Source organism: Halomonas sp. H10-9-1 (assembly GCF_040147005.1).
GTDB lineage: Bacteria > Pseudomonadota > Gammaproteobacteria > Pseudomonadales > Halomonadaceae > Halomonas.
In genome coordinates this window covers 395,457-412,651 of the sequence record NZ_JAMSHO010000001.1, presented here as the reverse complement: position 1 = coordinate 412,651, position 17,195 = coordinate 395,457, and the positions used below count along the sequence as shown (strand labels likewise).

The 17,195-nt window shown below is 67.2% G+C and carries 17 protein-coding genes; 1 reads left to right on the top strand and 16 read right to left on the bottom strand.

Annotated elements, in window-relative coordinates; translation table 11 throughout:
- Window positions 1-199 precede the first annotated feature (199 nt).
- From NFH66_RS01915 to rpsB, 16 genes are all read right to left on the bottom strand, one after another.
- Window positions 200-1,240, bottom strand: coding sequence for an IS110 family RNA-guided transposase (locus NFH66_RS01915; RefSeq protein WP_023006782.1), 1,041 nt, complete (start codon window positions 1,238-1,240; stop codon window positions 200-202).
- Between the two features lie 171 nt (window positions 1,241-1,411).
- Window positions 1,412-2,038: a ribonuclease HII gene (gene rnhB / locus NFH66_RS01910; RefSeq protein WP_349607908.1), complete on the bottom strand. Its 627-nt coding sequence runs from the start codon at window positions 2,036-2,038 to the stop codon at window positions 1,412-1,414.
- Complete coding sequence (lpxB, locus tag NFH66_RS01905) at window positions 2,035-3,261, bottom strand: lipid-A-disaccharide synthase (protein WP_502878623.1); 1,227 nt, start codon at window positions 3,259-3,261, stop codon at window positions 2,035-2,037. The genes rnhB and lpxB overlap by 4 nt, the downstream gene beginning before the upstream one ends.
- Before the next feature lie 2 nt (window positions 3,262-3,263).
- The gene (lpxA, locus tag NFH66_RS01900) at window positions 3,264-4,031 is read right to left on the bottom strand and encodes an acyl-ACP--UDP-N-acetylglucosamine O-acyltransferase (protein WP_349607904.1); all 768 of its coding nucleotides are present in this window, start codon (window positions 4,029-4,031) and stop codon (window positions 3,264-3,266) included.
- Window positions 4,028-4,471 (bottom strand): 3-hydroxyacyl-ACP dehydratase FabZ, encoded by a 444-nt coding sequence (gene fabZ / locus NFH66_RS01895; RefSeq protein WP_305797026.1) that lies wholly within the window; start codon window positions 4,469-4,471, stop codon window positions 4,028-4,030. The genes lpxA and fabZ overlap by 4 nt, the downstream gene beginning before the upstream one ends.
- 101 nt (window positions 4,472-4,572) lie before the next feature.
- Window positions 4,573-5,610, bottom strand: coding sequence for a UDP-3-O-(3-hydroxymyristoyl)glucosamine N-acyltransferase (gene lpxD, locus NFH66_RS01890; protein WP_349607902.1), 1,038 nt, complete (start codon window positions 5,608-5,610; stop codon window positions 4,573-4,575).
- Between the two features lie 18 nt (window positions 5,611-5,628).
- Window positions 5,629-6,111 (bottom strand): OmpH/Skp family outer membrane protein, encoded by a 483-nt coding sequence (locus tag NFH66_RS01885; RefSeq protein ID WP_349607900.1) that lies wholly within the window; start codon window positions 6,109-6,111, stop codon window positions 5,629-5,631.
- 62 nt (window positions 6,112-6,173) lie between these two features.
- On the bottom strand, window positions 6,174-8,522 hold the full coding sequence (bamA, locus tag NFH66_RS01880) for an outer membrane protein assembly factor BamA (protein WP_349607898.1): 2,349 nt from the start codon (window positions 8,520-8,522) through the stop codon (window positions 6,174-6,176).
- Between the two features lie 89 nt (window positions 8,523-8,611).
- A complete protein-coding gene (gene rseP, locus NFH66_RS01875) occupies window positions 8,612-9,970 on the bottom strand; it encodes an RIP metalloprotease RseP (protein WP_349607896.1) in 1,359 nt (452 codons plus the stop codon).
- 51 nt (window positions 9,971-10,021) lie between these two features.
- The gene (gene ispC, locus NFH66_RS01870) at window positions 10,022-11,221 is read right to left on the bottom strand and encodes a 1-deoxy-D-xylulose-5-phosphate reductoisomerase (protein WP_349607894.1); all 1,200 of its coding nucleotides are present in this window, start codon (window positions 11,219-11,221) and stop codon (window positions 10,022-10,024) included.
- Window position 11,222: 1 nt separating this feature from the next.
- A complete protein-coding gene (locus NFH66_RS01865) occupies window positions 11,223-12,023 on the bottom strand; it encodes a phosphatidate cytidylyltransferase (RefSeq protein ID WP_349607892.1) in 801 nt (266 codons plus the stop codon).
- Window positions 12,016-12,804: a polyprenyl diphosphate synthase gene (gene uppS / locus NFH66_RS01860; protein WP_349607890.1), complete on the bottom strand. Its 789-nt coding sequence runs from the start codon at window positions 12,802-12,804 to the stop codon at window positions 12,016-12,018. Before uppS ends, NFH66_RS01865 begins: the two co-directional genes overlap by 8 nt.
- A gap of 59 nt (window positions 12,805-12,863) precedes the next feature.
- Window positions 12,864-13,421 carry a ribosome recycling factor gene (gene frr, locus NFH66_RS01855; RefSeq protein ID WP_349607888.1) on the bottom strand — a complete coding sequence of 186 codons (558 nt, stop codon included), beginning with the start codon at window positions 13,419-13,421 and terminating at the stop codon, window positions 12,864-12,866.
- A gap of 4 nt (window positions 13,422-13,425) precedes the next feature.
- Entirely contained in the window at window positions 13,426-14,187 is a 762-nt protein-coding gene (gene pyrH, locus NFH66_RS01850) for a UMP kinase (protein ID WP_349607886.1), read from the bottom strand.
- A gap of 113 nt (window positions 14,188-14,300) precedes the next feature.
- Window positions 14,301-15,170 carry a translation elongation factor Ts gene (gene tsf / locus NFH66_RS01845; RefSeq protein WP_349607884.1) on the bottom strand — a complete coding sequence of 290 codons (870 nt, stop codon included), beginning with the start codon at window positions 15,168-15,170 and terminating at the stop codon, window positions 14,301-14,303.
- 162 nt (window positions 15,171-15,332) lie between these two features.
- Window positions 15,333-16,082 (bottom strand): 30S ribosomal protein S2, encoded by a 750-nt coding sequence (rpsB, locus tag NFH66_RS01840; RefSeq protein WP_349607882.1) that lies wholly within the window; start codon window positions 16,080-16,082, stop codon window positions 15,333-15,335.
- Window positions 16,083-16,399: 317 nt separating this feature from the next.
- Here rpsB and map point away from each other — a divergent pair, with 317 nt between their 5' ends.
- Window positions 16,400-17,191 carry a type I methionyl aminopeptidase gene (gene map / locus NFH66_RS01835; RefSeq protein WP_349607881.1) on the top strand — a complete coding sequence of 264 codons (792 nt, stop codon included), beginning with the start codon at window positions 16,400-16,402 and terminating at the stop codon, window positions 17,189-17,191.
- Window positions 17,192-17,195: the final 4 nt, after the last annotated feature.

Below are 17,195 nucleotides of genomic sequence, written 5' to 3'. Positions count from 1 at the left end.
TAATGATGCTCTGATGAGCATCGGACCTTGATGGGCTATCCGCACGTCAGCTCCCAATCGCTACCTCGAGCTCAAAAGGCTCAGCGTCCAGAAGGGGTTGTCTGACGTCGGTTCGACCTGTTCGCCATCCTGCAGCATGCTCAGCAATCGTGGTGGACGATGCTCAATATTACACTAACGTGCTAAATCCAATCGTTTTTCATGCCGACAGCCGCGACGCCAGCGACGCATCATAGGCCGTCTCATGGCGGGTTACCGCCCAGGCGATCCGTGCCGTCTTGTTGGCCAGTGCGACGACCGCCACATTGGCATGCTTGTGCTCGGCCAGGTGCCTGACCCACTGGCTCAGGCCGTCGTCCTTGGTGCCCACATGCCGGAGCACCGAGCGCGCGCCATGCACCAGTAGCTTGCGCAGGTAACTGTCGCCGCGTTTGCTGATGCCCAGCAGGCGGTCTCGCCCCCCGGTGCTGTGCTGTCGCGGCGTCAAGCCGAGCGAGGCGGCAAAATCTCGCCCGCGCCGAAAGCTCTTGCCATCGCCGAGGGCGCCGGCCAGCGCGGTGGCGGTCAGTGGACCGATACCCTGCAGCGTCATCAGCCGCTTGGCCACGGGGTCGGTCTTGGCCTGTCGCTCGAGGCTTGCCGTGACCGTCGCGATGCGCTCATCCAGGTGGCGCAGATCCTCGGCAAGGCCGGCAAGCAGGACACGAAAGGCATCCGTCAGCCCGTTGTCTGCCGCTTCCAGCCAGCGAGGCAGGGCGGCACGCAACTGACCGATACCCACCGGAGCGACCAGGCCATACTCCCCCACCAGCCCGCGTATCTGGTTGGCCTTGGCCGTGCGCTGCCGTACCAGCTCTTCACGAATGCGGTGTGCCGCCTGGGTATCCTGCTGAGCGACGCTCTTGACGGCCACGAAGCGCATACTGGGCCGCCCCATGGCTTCACAGATCGCTTCGGCGTCGACCCGGTCATTCTTGTTGCTCTTCACGTAGGGCGTCACGAACTGTGCGGCGATCAACTTGACGCGATAGCCCCGCGCCTGCAGGGCCCGCGCCCAGAAGTGAGACGAGGCACAGGCTTCCATGCCGATCTCGGCTCCCGCCGGCACCCGCTTGCTGACCGCATTCAGCCATTTTTCGCGGGTGTACTTACCTTGCCACTGCACCTGATCATGGCGATCGACGCCGTGGACATGAAAAACAGACTTTGCGATATCGACGCCGACACGGGTAATGTTCATGACGAGTTCTCCTCACCCTCAGGCTGGTTGGTGTTCTCGCCCACCAGTGTGGCGCAACGACGCCGATATAGGGTGGGGAGGACTCCATCCCATTGCTACCGATGCCATCCATGGCATAGGACCTCCTCTACGACCTGCTCCCGGCGCCTCTCGTGGTGTTGCTTGAAAGGCCTAGAACAGCGCCAGCTGGCGCTTGACCGGGCCGAAGGAGCGGCGGTGCTCCGGCAGTGGCCCCAGGCGCTCCAGGGCGGCCAGGTGCTCGCGGGTCGGGTAGCCCTTGTGGCGGGCGAAGCCGTAGTCGGGGTGTCGGGCATCGAGGGCCAGCATCTGGGCATCCCGGGCCACCTTGGCGAGTATCGAGGCCGCGGCGATGGCCGCATGGCGGGCGTCGCCCTTGACCACTGCCTGGCCGGGAACATGATGCCCGGGCAGGCGATTGCCGTCCACCAGCAGGTACTCGGCCGCCGGGGCCAGGGCATCGATGGCGCGGCGCATGGCGAGATGGGTGGCGTGGAAGATATTGAGCTCGTCCACCTCGCCGGGGGAGGCCTCGGCCACGGCGAAGGCCAGTGCCTTGGCACGAATCTCCCCGTCCAGGAGCTCGCGGCGCCTGGCGCTCAGCGTCTTGGAGTCACCGAGCCCCGGGATCGGGCACGTCGGGTCGAGGATCACCGCGGCGGCCACCACGCTGCCCACCAGCGGGCCACGCCCCACCTCGTCGACACCGGCGAGCCGCTCGCCGGTGTAGTCGACCACCAGCGGCGGCAGTTCACGGTCCCTGCCCTTCCCCGGCGTCACGAGGCGATCTCCCCGCCCCTCTCGGCGCCCCGTTCGGGCGCGACGCTGGCCGGCAGCGGACGACCCGCCACCAACGCCTCGATCGCCTCGGCGGCGCGGCGGCTGGCATCACGCTGCAGGCCGGCATGCATCCGGGCGAAGCGCGCCTCCAGGGATGCCCGACCGGCGACGTCGTCAAGCATCTCGCCGAGACGTTCGGCGATCGCCTCGGGGCTCGCCGCCTCCTGAATCAGCTCCGGCACCAGGCTCTCGCGGGCGATCAGGTTGGGCAACGAGATCCATTCGGTCTTCACCAACCGCTTCGCCAGCCAGTGAGTGGCCGGCGCCATGCGGTAGGCGACCAGCATGGAGCGATGACAGAGCATCGCCTCCAGCGCCGCGGTTCCCGAGGCGAGCAGCACGGCATCGCTTGCCACCATGACCTCCCGGGCCCGGCCGTCGAGCAGGGTCAAGCGCTCGGCAAGGGCGGGGCAGGCAGCGAGCAGCGCCTCGAGTTCGCCGCGCCGTTCCGGCGTGGCCGCGGGGATCACCACCGAGAGTCCCGGGCGCACGGCGCACAGCCGCTCGGCGGCGGCGAGGAAGGCCTCGCCCAGGAAGCGGATCTCGCCGGCCCGGGAGCCGGGCAGCACGGCGAGCACTTCGCCCGCTTCGGGCAGGCCCAGTTCGGCGCGGGCGGCGGCACGATCGTTCTCAAGCGGTAACTCATCGGCCAGCGGGTGGCCGACGAAGGCCACGGGAACACGGTGACGCGCGTAGAAGGCGGCCTCGAAGGGCAGGAAGGTGAGCATGGCATCGACGGAGCGACTGATGCCCTTGACCCGCCCCTGGCGCCACGCCCACACCGAGGGGCTGACGTAGTGGGCGGTGGTCAGCCCGGCCTCGCGCAGTTGCCGCTCCAGGCCGAGATTGAAGTCGGGGGCGTCGATGCCGATCATGATATCGGGCCGCCAGGCCAGGGCATCGCGCCTGAGCTCGCGGCGCACGCCGATCAGCCGGGGCAGGTGCTTGAGCACCTCGACCAGCCCCATCACCGAGAGGGTCTCCAGCGGGAAGCGGCTGTCGATGCCCTCCTCGATCATGCGCGGACCACCGATGCCGCGGAACGCGACCCCGGGATGGCGCGCCTTGAGGGCCCGCATCAGGCCGGCGCCGAGGATATCCCCGGAGAGCTCGCCGGCCACCAGGTAGATGCGCTGCACGACGGCTGGCTCGTCAGCGGACATGGCTAGCGAATGATGCCGCGGGTCGAGGCCTCGATGGACTCGGCGAACGCCTCGGTCTCGTCAAGCGGGAAGCGCCGGCGAATCTCGGCGAGCGCCTGCTCGACGGTGAGTCCCTGGCGATAGACCAGCTTGTAGGCCTCGCCCAGCGCCTTGAGGGCGTCGCGCGAGAAGCCGCGGCGCTTGAGCCCCACCAGGTTGAGGCCGTGAACCTGGGCGGGGTTGCCATTGATCATCACGTAGGCGGGGGTGTCCTTGGTGATGATGGAGCCGCCGCCAGCCATGGCATGGGTGCCGAAGTGGCAGAACTGGTGCACGGCGGAGAGCCCGCCGAGAATGGCGAAGTCCCCCACCTTGACGTGCCCCGCCAGGGTCACCTGGTTGGCGAGGATGCAGTCGTTGCCGATCACGCAATCGTGACCCACATGGACATAGGCCATGAACAGGTTGCGCGAGCCGATGGTGGTCTCGCCACGATCCTGGACGGTGCCGCGGTGCAGGGTGACCCCTTCGCGGACCACGTTGTCATCGCCCATCACCAGGCGGGTCGGCTCGCCGCTATACTTCTTGTCCTGGCAGTCCTCGCCCACCGAGGCGAACTGGAAGATACGCGTGCGGGCACCGAGCACCGTCGGCCCCTTGATCACCACGTGGGGACCGATACGCGATCCGGGGCCGATCTCCACGTCGGGGCCGACCACCGTGAAGGGGCCGACCTCCACGTCGCCGGCCAACCGCGCGGCGGGGTCGATGAGGGCGGTGGGATGAATCAAGCGACCTTCCTCTCGGCGCAGATGATCTCGGCTTCGCAGGCCAGCTCGCCGGCCACGCTGGCCTTGCAGGCAAACTTCCAGATGCCCCGCTTCTCGCGCATCACGTCGGCGCGCAGGTCGAGCCGGTCGCCGGGCATGACCGGGCGCTTGAAGCGCACGTTATCGCTGCCCACCAGGTAGTAGACATAGCCGTCGGCGGGCAGCTTGTTGACGGTCTTGAAGCCGAGGATGCCACAGGCCTGGGCCAGCGCCTCGATCACCAGCACACCGGGCATGATCGGGTGGTGAGGAAAGTGGCCATTGAAGAAGGGTTCGTTGATGCTGACATTCTTGTAGGCAACGATGGTCTCGCCCAGGGCCAGCTCGGTGACCCGGTCCACCAGCAGGAAAGGATAGCGGTGGGGCAGATACTCACGGATCTCGTTGATGTCCATTACCATCGTCACAACCTCTGAAGTCTCGGAATGCCTGCCATCACGGCAGGCGAGAGTCGGCGACCATGCCGGCCTGGCGAGGGATTATAGCGCCCCCCGCAACGCCCTCAAGCACCGCGCGCCCGCTCGAGACTAGCGAGTCGCTTGGCCATGTCGTCCAACTGCTTGAAGCGCACCGCGTTCTTGCGCCACTGGGCATTGGCCATGGCCCCGGTGCCCGAGGAGTAGACGCCCGGCTCGTGGATGGAGTTGGTGACCAGGCTCATGCCGGTCACCTGTACGCCATCGCAGAGGGTCAGGTGGCCAGCCAGGCCCACGCCGCCGCCCAGCATGCAGTGCCGCCCCACCTTCGTCGAGCCGGCGATGCCCACGCACCCGGCCAGGGCGCTGTGTTCGCCGATCTGCACGTTATGGGCGATCTGCACCTGGCTGTCGATCTTGACATCATCGCCGATCAGGGTATCCCCCAGGGCACCGCGATCGATGCTCGAGCAGCTGCCGACCTCGACGTCGTCGCCCAACACCACGCCGCCGAGCTGGGCGATCTTGTGCCAGCGACTGCCGTCGTGGGCGAAGCCGAAGCCGTCGCCGCCGACCACGCAGCCACTGTGCAGGATCACCCGCGCGCCGATCACCACGCCATGGTAGACGGTAACGTTGGCATGCAGGCGCGACCCGGCACCGATGGTGGTATCGGCGCCGACCACCGAGCCGGCCCCGATGCTGACGTCATCGCCCAACCGGGCACCGGCCTCGACCACCGCATTGGCACCCACCTCGACCCGTGCCCCCAGGGTCGCCGTGGGATCCACCACCGCCGAGGGGTGGATACCGGCCGGCTCACGACTCGCCAGGGAATCGAATAGCCGCGAGGCCGCGGCGTAGCCCAGGTAGGGGTTGTCGAGCTCGAGCCGGTCCACCGGGCAGGCCTCGGCGTGCTGGGGATGCAGCAGCACCGCCGCGGCTCGGGTGCCGGGCAGCTCCTTGAGGTAGGCCCGGTTGGCCAGGAAGGTCACCTGGTCCGGCCCGGCCTCGCTCAGGGTGGCCAGGCCACCGACCCGGCGCTCGGCATCGCCGACCAGGCGAGCCCCCAGCCGTTCGGCCAGATCACCCAGGGTCATCTTGGGAATAGTGCTTCGCGTCATGGTGAGGGCCCGCCGCGGTCACAGCATGGAGTTGAGGATCTCGGTCACCTCGGCGGTGACGTCCTGCAGGTCACGCTCGGCGTGCAGCACGCCCTGGGGCTCCACCAGCACCTGGATGCTGTGACGGGCGATGATCTGTTCCACCGCCTGCTGCAGCTTGGGTTCGGCGCGCTGCAGCAGGGCCTGCTCGGACTCCTGGCGGGCCTGCACGACCTCGCCCATCAGGCGATTGAGCTCGGCCACCTTCTGGTTGGCCTGCTGGCGCTCGCTGTCGCTGAGGCTGCTGGCACGCTGCTGGAGCTGGTTGAGCTCCTGCTCGAGGGCCTGGGCCTGCTGCTGCTGGCTGCCGACCCGGCTCTCCAGCTCGCTCAAGGAGCTCTGGGCCGCATCGGTCTCCATCAGCGCACGACGCCAATCCAGCACCGCCACATCGGCGGCCAGCGCCGGCAGCGCGATGGCGGTCATCATCAGAAAGGCGAAGGCGGCGGTCAACTTGCGCATGGTAGGGCTCCGGTTGCGGACACCGACGGCGGCGGCCGAGGGTCTGGGTTATCGATTCCCGGTCAGAAGGTCTGGCCGAGTGAGAACTGGAAGAACTGGGTATCGTCACCGCTTTCGTCGTTGAGCGGCTCGGCGACGCTGAAGGTCAGCGGGCCCACCGGGGTCAGCCAGGAGAGTCCCAGGCCGACGCTGTAGCGCAGGTCACCGAGGTCAACCCCCGAGTTGCAACTAGCCGGCGCATCGGCGTCCAGCACCGGATAGCAGTCGGAGAGGAAGGTGTTGCCGCCGTCGATGAACAGCGAGCTCTGCACCGTGCGCTGGTCGCCCACGAAGGGCGTCGGGAAGATCAGCTCGGCGCTGCCCTGTACCAGCACGTTACCGCCCAGGGTGCGGTCGCGAGTGGAGTTGCCCGAGGGGGTGGTGGGCTCACCGAGGGTATTGCCGGTGAAGCCGCGCACCGAGCCCAGGCCGCCGGCATAGAAGTTTTCGTAGAACGGATAGGGATCGCTGCCGCCCAGGGTATCGGCATAGCCCAGCTCGCCGCTGAACTTCAGCGCCCAGCTGTGGTTGTCGTCCAGCGCGAAGAGCTGGCGCGCCTGGGCGCGCAGCTTGGCATACTCGGCGTCGCTGCCCGGCACCGCGGTCTCCAGCGACAGGCGCTGATAGCTGCCGTCGGTGGGCATGATGCCGCGGTTGAGGTTGTTGCGGGTCCAGCTGGCGGTCAGCTTCAGGGCCTGGGCATCGGCGCCCTGCTCGTCGACGTAACGCTTGATCTCCGACGCCGTGTCGTTGTAGGTCTTGATGGTCAGGTCTTCCACCGCGGTACCGAAGTTCAGGCGCGTGAGCTCGTTGATCGGATAACCGAAGTTGATCCCCGCACCGTAGGCGTCGGTGGAGTAGGTGGAGATATCGGAGTCCTCGTAATCGGACTCGCGATAGTAGAGGTTATAGCCCCGGGAGATCCCGTCCATGGTCCAGTAGGGGTCGGTGAAGCCGAAGTTGAGGCTGGTGAAGGTATCGCTGCGCTGGGCGCCGATGTTCACCCGGTTGCCGGTGCCCAGGAAGTTGCTCTGGGAAAGGCCCACCCCGTAGATGACGCCGGCGCTCTGCGAGAAGCCGATGCTGGCGGAGATCGAGCCGGAGGGCTGCTCCTCGACGTTGTAGGTGACATCGAGCTTGTCCGGCTCGCCGGCCACCGGCTGGGTCTCCACCTCGACCTGCTTGAAGAAGCCCAGGCGCTCCAGGCGCTGCTGGGACCGGCTGATCGCCTCGGTGGAGGCCGGCGCCCCCTCCATCTGGATCATCTCGCGACGCAGCACCTCGTCCATGGTGGTGGTGTTGCCGACGAACTCGATGCGCCGCACATAGGCACGGCGGCCCGGGTCGACCCGGAATACCAGGTCGACGGTCTCGCCATCGGCGCCGGTCTCGGGGATGCCGTCGACGCTGGCGAAGGCGAAGCCGTCGGCACCCAGGCGGGCACGCAGCGCCTCGGTGGAGGCGGTGACGTCGCTGCGCGAGAAGGTCTCGCCCGGGGTGACCTTCAGCAGCTCACGCGCCTCGCGCTCGCTGATCGTCAGGTCGCCCACGAAGCGCACGTCGCCAAGCCGATACTCGCCGCCCTCGTTGATGTTGATGGTGACGAAGATCTCGGACTTGTCGGGACTGATCGAGACCTGGGTCGACTCGACATTGAAGTTGACGTAGCCGCGATCCAGGTAGAAGGAGCGCAGACGCTCGAGATCGCCGGCCAGGGCCTCGCGGGAGTACTGGTCCTTGGAGAACCAGCCGAAGATGCGGCCCGGGCGGTCGTTCAGCTCGAACACCTCACGCAGCGTCTCATCATCGAACGCCTCGTTGCCGACGATGTTGATCTGGCGGATCTTGGCCACGGCCCCCTCATCGATATCGATATCGACCTGGACACGACCCTCGTCGATCTCGCGCACGCTGGTCTCGATGCTGGCGCTGTAGCGCCCCTGGGCCTGATAGACGCCCTCGAGCTCGCGCTCGATCTCCTCCAGGGTGGAGAGCTGCAGCACCTGGCCCTCCTCGAGGCCGGCCTCGCGCAGCCCCTGGCGCAGTTGGCCTTCATCGAGCTGACGGTTGCCGTCGATATTGAGGCGACTGATGGTGGGGCGCTCGACCACCTGGATGATCAACACGTCGCCCTCGCGGGCCAGACTGACATCCTCGAACAGGCCGGTGGCGAAGAGTTCGCGGGCCGCCTCGGCGAGTTCGCGCTCGTCGACGCGATCCCGGGCGGTGACAGGAAAGGCGTTGAAGACGGAGGCGGCAGAGATGCGCTGCAGGCCCTCCACCCGAATGTCGGCAACGTCGAAAGATTCCGCCTGGGCCACGCTGGCCCCGGCAAGCAGCAGTGCCGCCAGTCCGATGGTCTTGATTTTCATGCAGTCGATTCGCTCGCGTTGATCTGCCAAACCTGTCCAGACAGGCACCTTATACATTTGTGCGCCCCACTGACAAGGCGAGGGAGGGCCTACCAGAGTCGCATCAGGTCGAAATAGATCGCCATCAGCATCAGGGTCCCCACCAGTGCCAGGCCGATGCGTAGGCCGATGGCCTGGGTGCGCTCCGAGACCGGCCGACCGCGTACCACCTCCATGGCATAGTAGAGCAGGTGGCCACCATCGAGCACTGGAATCGGCAGCAGGTTGAGCACCCCCAGGCTGATCGACAGGTAGGCCAGGAAGCCGACGAAGCTCTCCAGGCCGGCGCGCGCCGAGTCGCCGGAGATCTGGGCGATGGTGATCGGTCCCGAGAGGTTGGAGGGCGAGATCATCCCGACCAGCATCTTGCGCACCGCATCGAAAGTCAGCGTGATCATCTCGCCGGTGCGCGCGAATGCCTCGCCCACCGCGGCCACCGGGCCGTAGCGGATCTCGCGGCGGTACTCTTCGGGCCACTCCACCGGCGCCCCCCCCGCACCGATGTAACCGATGGTGACACCCTCCTCGAGGGTGTTCTCGCGGGGCGTCACCGCGAGGGTCTGCGTCTCGCCGTCGCGGCGCACCTCGAATTCCAGGCTCTCCCCCGGGCTGGCACGCACGATATCGACGAACGCGCCCCAATCTGCCACCGGCTCGCCCGCCACGGAGAGGATCTCGTCGCCGGGCACCAGCCCCGCCTCGGCAGCGGCTTCGCCCTCCATCACCTGGCCCAGTACCGCCGGCATCGGCGGTCGCCAGGGGGCCACGCCGAGGGTTGGCAGCGGCTGCGGAGGATCCTGGCGCACCAGCCAGTCGCTCACCGGCACACGGTGCTCCCGCGGCACCTCTCCGAGCGCCCCGCGGGTGGCGATGGAGAGCGCCTCGGGCTCACCGATGGCCGCCACCAGCTTGAGGTTGATTTCGTCCCAGGAGCGCACCGCCTCGCCCTGCACCGCGGTGATCTCGCGTCCGGCTTCCAGGCCACCCCGCGCGGCGGGCGAATCCGGCGTCACCTCCCCGATCACCGGCGCCACCGTCGCGGTGCCCACCACGAACAGCGCCCAGTAGGCCACCAGGGCGAGCAGGAAATTGGCCAGGGGGCCGGCGGCGACGATGGCGATGCGCTGCCAGACATTCTTGCGATTGAAGGCGTGCTCGAGCTCCGCGGGTGGCACCTCTCCCTCACGCTCGTCGAGCATCTTGACGTAACCGCCCAGCGGGATGGCGGCGATGGCGAACTCGGTGCCGTGGCGGTCTCGCCGCGCCCAGATCGGCGTGCCGAAGCCCACCGAGAAGCGCAATACCTTCACCCCGCAACGCCGGGCCACCCAGAAGTGGCCGAACTCGTGGAAGGTGATCAGCAGGCCCAGTACCACGATCACGGCCAGGATATTCTGGATCACGCCCACGTCACTCTCCTCCTGACAGCATGGTTAACCTCGTGAACAAGCGGCCTCGCCTCACAGGCGTGCCAGAAAGATCTCGGCGCTGCGCCGCGCCAGGGCATCGGCCTCGAGGACCGCTTCGATCTCAGCGGCCGGCCGTACCGGCTCGGCATCACGCACCCGCGCCACCAGCTCGGCGATACCGGTAAAGGGCAGCCGCCCAGCCAGGAACGCCGCCACCGCCACCTCGTTGGCGGCGTTGAGTACCGCCGGCGCCGTGCCGCCGGCCGCCATGGCGTCCCGCGCCAGGCCCAGGCAGGGAAAGGCGACCTCGTCGGGCGGCTCGAAGTCCAGGCGCGCCACCGAGAACAGGTCCAACGACTGGACGCCAGCATCGATGCGCTCGGGCCAGGCCAGCCCATAGGCGATCGGCGTGCGCATGTCGGGATTGCCGAGCTGGGCGATCACCGAGCCGTCGCTGTAGGCGGCCATGGAGTGGATCACGCTCTGCGGGTGCACCACCACCTGAACCTGGTCGGGACGGGCATCGAACAGCCAGCACGCCTCGATCAGCTCGAGCCCCTTGTTCATCAGGGTGGCGCTGTCCACCGAGATCTTCTGCCCCATGCTCCAGTTGGGGTGGGCGCAGGCCTGGGCTGGCGTGACACCGGCCAGCGCCTCGGCCGACCAGCCTCGGAAGGGGCCGCCGGAGGCAGTCAGCAGCAGTTGGGTCACCCCATGGCGCGAGAGCCCGCCGCGATGCTCCACGGGTAGACACTGGTAGATGGCGTTATGTTCGGAGTCGATCGGCAGCAGGGTCGCACCGTGGCGCGTCACGGCCTCCATGAACAGGGCCCCGGACATCACCAGGGCCTCCTTGTTGGCCAGCAGAACCCGCTTGCCGGCTCGCACCGCCGCGAGCGTCGGCAGCAGGCCGGCGGCCCCGACGATGGCCGACATGACCACCTCGGCCTCGGCGGCCTCGGCCACCTCCATCAGCGCCTCGCTCCCGCTGTACACCTCGGTGGCGATGCCGGCCTCGACCAGGCGCTCGCGCAACCAGGCGGCATCGGCCTCATGCTCGAGCACCGCCAGCGCCGGGCGGTGGCGTCGGCACAGCGCCAGCAAGGGTTCGCGAGAGCGGTGGGCGGTAAGGGCATGGACACGGTAGCGCTCGGGGTGGCGCGCGATCACATCCAGGGTACTGGTGCCGATGGAGCCGGTGGCACCCAGCACGGTGACCCCCAGGCGTCGCGCAGCCGTATCGCTCGCCATGCTAGACCACCCCCGGCGCGAGCAGGGCGAACAGCGGCAGCGCCGCGGTCAGGCTATCGATGCGGTCGAGTACCCCGCCATGGCCCGGCAGCAGGTTGCTGGAATCCTTGATGCCCCGGTGGCGCTTGAGCATGCTCTCGAGCAGGTCGCCGAGCACCGAGACCAGGGTCACCGCCAGGGTGGTCAGCACCAGCAAGGCGGCGTCGACCGCCGCCAGCCCCTGGCCGATGGCGAACACCAGGGCCAGGGCCAGCGTGGCCGCCATGCCGCCGAGCACGCCCTCCCAACTCTTGCCGGGACTCACCCGCGGCGCCAGCTTCTGCCGCCCGAAGGCGCGGCCGGCGAAGTAGGCACCGATGTCGGCGCTCCACACCAGCAGCAGCACGAAGAGCAGCCAGATGCCGCCGGTCTCGCGCAGGACATTGAGCCCCACCCAGGCGGGCAACAACACCCACAGGCCCATGGCCAGGCGCCGGGCGGGTGACGACCACTGCGCCGTGCGCGCGGGGTAATGGGTGACCCAGAAGAGGTTGAGCCCCCAGCCGACCAGGCCCAGCCATAGCGGCCAGGCGGCCTGAATGCCGCCGCCGACCCACAGCAGTGCCATGGCCAGGCCGAGGCCTGCGACCAGCGCCAGGCGCCGACCGCGCCCCTCGATGCCGGCCAGGTTGGTCCACTCCCAGCCACCCAGCAGCACGATGGCCGCGGTGAAGAGCGCGAAGGCGCCGCCGTTGAGGCCGAACAGGCCGGCCAGCATCAGCGGTGCCAGCCAAGCCGCGGTGATAATGCGCTGTCTAAGCACCCTGGGCCTCGTCGATTTGGTCATCGGTCATGCCGAAGCGCCGCTTGCGACGCCGGAAGTCCTCCAGCGCCGCATCGAAGGCATCGGCATCGAAGTCGGGCCACAGGCACTGGGTGAAGTGGAGCTCGGCGTAGGCCAGCTCCCAGAGCACGAAGTTGGAGATACGCTGCTCGCCGCTGGTGCGGACGCACAGGTCCACCGGCGCCACGCCGGCCAGGCTCAGCTGGCCGGCGAAGGCGCGCTCGTCGATATCGGCCGGCGCCAGCTCGCCTGCGGCGACCCGCTCGCCCAGGCGCCGCGCCGCGCGGGCCAGATCCCACTGCCCGCCGTAGTTGGCGGCGATCACCAGGTGCAGGCGGGTGTTGTCACGCGTCTTCGCCTCGGCCCGGGCGATATGTGCCTGGATCGCCGCGGAGAAGCCGCTGCGATCGCCGATCACGGAGAGGCGAATGCCGTTGGCGTGGAGCTTGTTCACCTCGCGCTTGAGCGCCAGCAGGAATAGCTCCATCAGCGCACTCACCTCGGCCCTGGGCCGCTTCCAGTTCTCGCTGGAGAAGGCGAATAGGGTCAGGACCTCGACGCCGCGCTCGGCGGCGCGGCGGATGGTGGCACGCACCGCCTCGACGCCGGCGTGATGGCCACGCACGCCGGAGAGGCCGCGGGCCTTGGCCCAGCGGTTGTTGCCATCCATGATGATCGCCACGTGGCGCGGCAGACCGGCCTCGGTGGCGGCAGAAGCGCCGGCATCGGAGCCGGCGTCGGGGGGATGCGTTGACGTCATGGGGTCTCGCTTCGGGTGTGTCGCTGCCGCCCGGCCGCGAGCGGGCCGGGCGAAAGTCCTCAGACCTGCATCAGATCGTGTTCCTTGGACTCCAGAGTCTTGTCGATCTCGGCGATGTACTTGTCGGTCAGCTTCTGGATCGCCTCCTCGGCCTGGCGCTGCTCGTCCTCGCTGATCTCCTTCTCCTTGAGCAGGGCCTTGATATCGCCGTTGGCATCGCGACGCACGTTGCGCACCGCGACCCGGGAGCTCTCGGCCTCGTGACGCGCCTGCTTGATATAGCCCTTACGGGTCTCCTCGGTCAGCATCGGCAGCGGCACGCGGATGTTGTTGCCGGCGGTCGAGGGGTTCAGGCCCAGGTCCGAGGTCATGATCGCCTTCTCGACCTTGGGCACCATGTTCTGCTCCCAGGGCACCACCGAGAGGGTACGGGCATCCTCGGTATTGATGTTGGCCACCTGGTTCAGCGGGACCTGGCTGCCGTAGTACTCGACGGTCACCGCATCCAGGATGCTGGAGTGGGCACGCCCGGTACGAATCTTGTTCAGGTTGCCGTGGAGCGCCTCGACGCTCTTCTTCATACGGCTCTCTGCGTCCTTCTTGATGTCATTGATCACGATATCAGCCTCTGTCTATCAGCGTGCCTTCCTCGCCGCCCACCACCAGGTTGAGCAGGGCGCCGGGCTTGTTCATGTTGAAGACGCGTACCGGCATGTCATGGTCCCGCACCAGACAGATGGCGGTCAAATCCATGACGCCGAGCTTCTGGGCCAGCGCGTCGTCGTAGCTGAGCCGGTCATACTTGACCGCTTCCGGATACTTGACCGGATCCTTGTCGTAGACCCCGTCCACCTTGGTGGCCTTGACGACCACGTCGGCATCGATCTCGATGCCACGCAGACAGGCCGCGGAATCGGTGGTAAAGAAGGGATTGCCGGTGCCGGCGGAGAACAGCACCACATCACCGGAGGTCAGGTAGCGGATGGCGGTCCGCCGATCATAGTGCTCCACCACGCCACTCATGGGAATCGCCGACATCACCCGCGAGCGGATATTGGAGCGCTCCAGGGCGTCGCGCATGGCCAGGGCGTTCATCACCGTGGCCAGCATGCCCATGTGATCACCGGTGACCCGCTCCATGCCGGCCTCGTGCAGAGCGGCGCCGCGGAACAGGTTGCCGCCGCCGACGACGATGCCCACCTGGACGCCGATGCCGACCAGCTGCCCGATCTCCAGGGCCATGCGGTCGAGTACCTTGGGGTCGATGCCGAACTCGGCATCGCCGGTCAGCGCCTCGCCGGAGAGCTTGAGCAGGATCCGCTTGTACTTCGACTTCTGAGTGCGTGGCTTGGCGGGCGCTTCGACGTAGTCGGGTGTGGACATCGCATCATCTCCTGGGCATCAACGGTGGCATGACGGGGCGACCGGATCGACCGGCCGGATACGCGAAGGCGTGCGCTCGCGCGCACGCCATCATTCTAGCGGAACGTGAAGCCTCAGCTGCGCTTGGCCTGTTCCATCACTTCCTTGGCGAAGTCGACCTCTTCCTTCTCGATGCCCTCGCCCACTTCGAAGCGCGTGAAGCCGACCACCTCGCCACCGGCCGCCTTGACGAACTCGGCCACGGACTGGTCCGGGTTCTTGACGAAGGGCTGCTCGGTCAGGCTGTTCTCGGCCAGGTACTTCTTGAGGCGGCCCTGGACCATCTTCTCGGCGATCTGCTCGGGCTTGCCGGCCATGTCGGGCTGGGCCAGGATGATCGCCTTCTCGGTGTCCAGCTGCGCCTGCGGCATGTCCTCGGGACGCGCCACGGCCGGATTGATGGCGGCGACGTGCATGGCGACATCCTTGGCCACCTCGGCATTGCCACCCGTGAGCTCGGTCAGCACGCCGATGCGGCCACCGTGGACGTAGGCACCAACCAGGTTGCCGGCGCCGGCCTCGACCACCACGCTGCGACGCACGCCGATATTCTCGCCGATCTTCTGCACCAGCTGCTCGCGGGCGGTTTCCAGATCGCCGGCCATGACGGCGGCGACATCCTCGCTCTTGGCCGCGAAGAAGGCCTCGGCGACCTTCTCGGCGAAGGCCGTGAAGTTCTCGTCACGGGCAACGAAGTCGGTCTCGGAGTTGATCTCGACCATCACGCCGTAGCTGCCGTCATCGGCCACGCGGGCCACCACGACGCCTTCGGCGGCGGTACGACCGGCCTTCTTGGCGGCCTTGAGGCCGGAGTTCTTGCGCAGGTTCTCGATGGCCTGCTCAATGTCACCACCGGTCTCGGTGAGGGCCTTCTTGCACTCCATCATGCCGAGCCCGGTACGCTCGCGCAGTTCCTTGACCTGGGAGGCGCTGATAGCTGCCATGGGTGTCACCTCTGAATATCTCGGGAAGTGGGCCGGCCCCTCATGGGAGAGAGTCCGGAAAATTCGGAGAAGAAAGGGGGCCGCGGCCCCCTTCTCGTCTAACCGGCATTGATGGCAGCGGCATGACAGGCCGTGCACAGCCGCCGATCAGACGGGCCACGATCACTCGGCGGCGCTGTCGCTTTCCTGGGCGGCGGGCTCTTCGGTCACCTCGACGAACTCGTCGGGACGACCTTCCTTGGCACGCGCGCAGGCATCGGCGATGGCCTTGACGTAGATCTGGATGGCGCGGATGGAGTCATCGTTGCCGGGGATCACGTAGTCGACACCGTCCGGATCGGAGTTGGTATCCACCACACCGATAACCGGAATGCCCAGCTTGTTCGCCTCGTTGATGGCGATGCGCTCATGATCGACATCGATCACGAACAGGGCGTCGGGCAGGCCACCCATCTCCTTGATACCACCCACGGAGCGCTCGAGCTTTTCCTGCTCGCGGGTCGCCATCAGCACTTCCTTCTTGGTCAGCTTCTCGAAGGTGCCGTCCTCGTGCATGGTCTCGAGGTCGCGCAGGCGCTTGATGGAAACGCGGATGGTCTTGTAGTTGGTCAGCATACCGCCGAGCCAGCGGTGGTTGACGAACGGCTGGCCGACGCGGTTGGCCTCTTCCTTGATGATCTTGCTCGCGCTGCGCTTGGTGCCGACGAACAGGATCTTGTTGTTGGCCGCCGCCATCTTCTCGACCACGTCGATCGCCTCATTGAGGGCCGGCAGGGTGTGCTCGAGGTTGATGATGTGGATCTTGTTGCGGGCGCCGAAGATGAACTTGCTCATCTTCGGGTTCCAGTACTTGGTCTGGTGACCGAAGTGAGCACCTGCCTTGAGCAGGTCACGCATGTTGACGTGTGCCATGGATGACTCCTGAAATATCGGGTTAGGCCTCCATGCACCCCATGGATCCGACCGCCGCGCTCGTGAGAGGCGCGACAGCACCCGGGACCATGTGCCGGTGCATGTGTGTTTTCAAGGCGTTATGTTGATTGACGCCCTCGCTATCGTGGACTCCCGGCCCGACTTCGCGACCCGGGGGTCGCAAGCGACGCCGCCGACAGGCTCGGCGATTGCAGGAAGGCGCGCAGCTTTATACCATGGAATGGTGCCGAGATGAAGTCGTCCACGCGCCTGCCGCGGAATAGGCGCGGACACCCCACCCCCGAATCCGAGACCTCATGAACGTACCCATCAAGACGCCCGACGAGATCGAGAAGATGCGCGAGGCGGGCCGTCAGGCCGCCCGCGTGATCGAGATGATCGCCCCCTACATCAAGGCCGGCATCTCCACCGGCGAGATCGACCGGCGGTGCCATGACTTCATCGTCGACGAGCTGGGCTCCACCCCCGCCCCGCTCGACTACCATGGCTTTCCCAAGTCGGTGTGCACCTCGATCAACCATGTGGTGTGCCACGGCATTCCCGATGACGCCAAGAAGCTGAAGAACGGCGACATCATGAACCTGGACATCACCGTGAAGACCGCCGACGGCTACCATGGCGATTCCAGCGTGATGTTCGTGATCGGCGAGACCATCCAGGGTGAACGCCTGTGCCGGATCACCCAGGAGTGCCTCTACAAGAGCATGGCGCTGATGCGCCCGGGCGTGCGCCTCTCCGAGCTTGCCCGCGCCATCCAGCAGCACGCCGAGGCCAGCGGCTACTCGGTGGTGCGCGACTTCTGCGGCCACGGCATCGGCGCCAACTTCCACGAGGACCCCCAGGTGCTGCACTACGACGGCTACGCGCCGGAGGCCGACATCGAGCTGGCCGCCGGCATGTGCCTGACCGTCGAACCGATGATCAACGTGGGCGGCTACCGCACCAAGGTGCTGCGCGACGGCTGGACCGCGGTGACCCGCGACCGCAGCCTCTCCGCCCAGTGGGAGCACACCCTGCTGGTCACCGAGACGGGCATCGAGGTGCTGACCGCACGCAGCGACGAAGACCTCTCCTTCCTCGAGCACTGAGCCA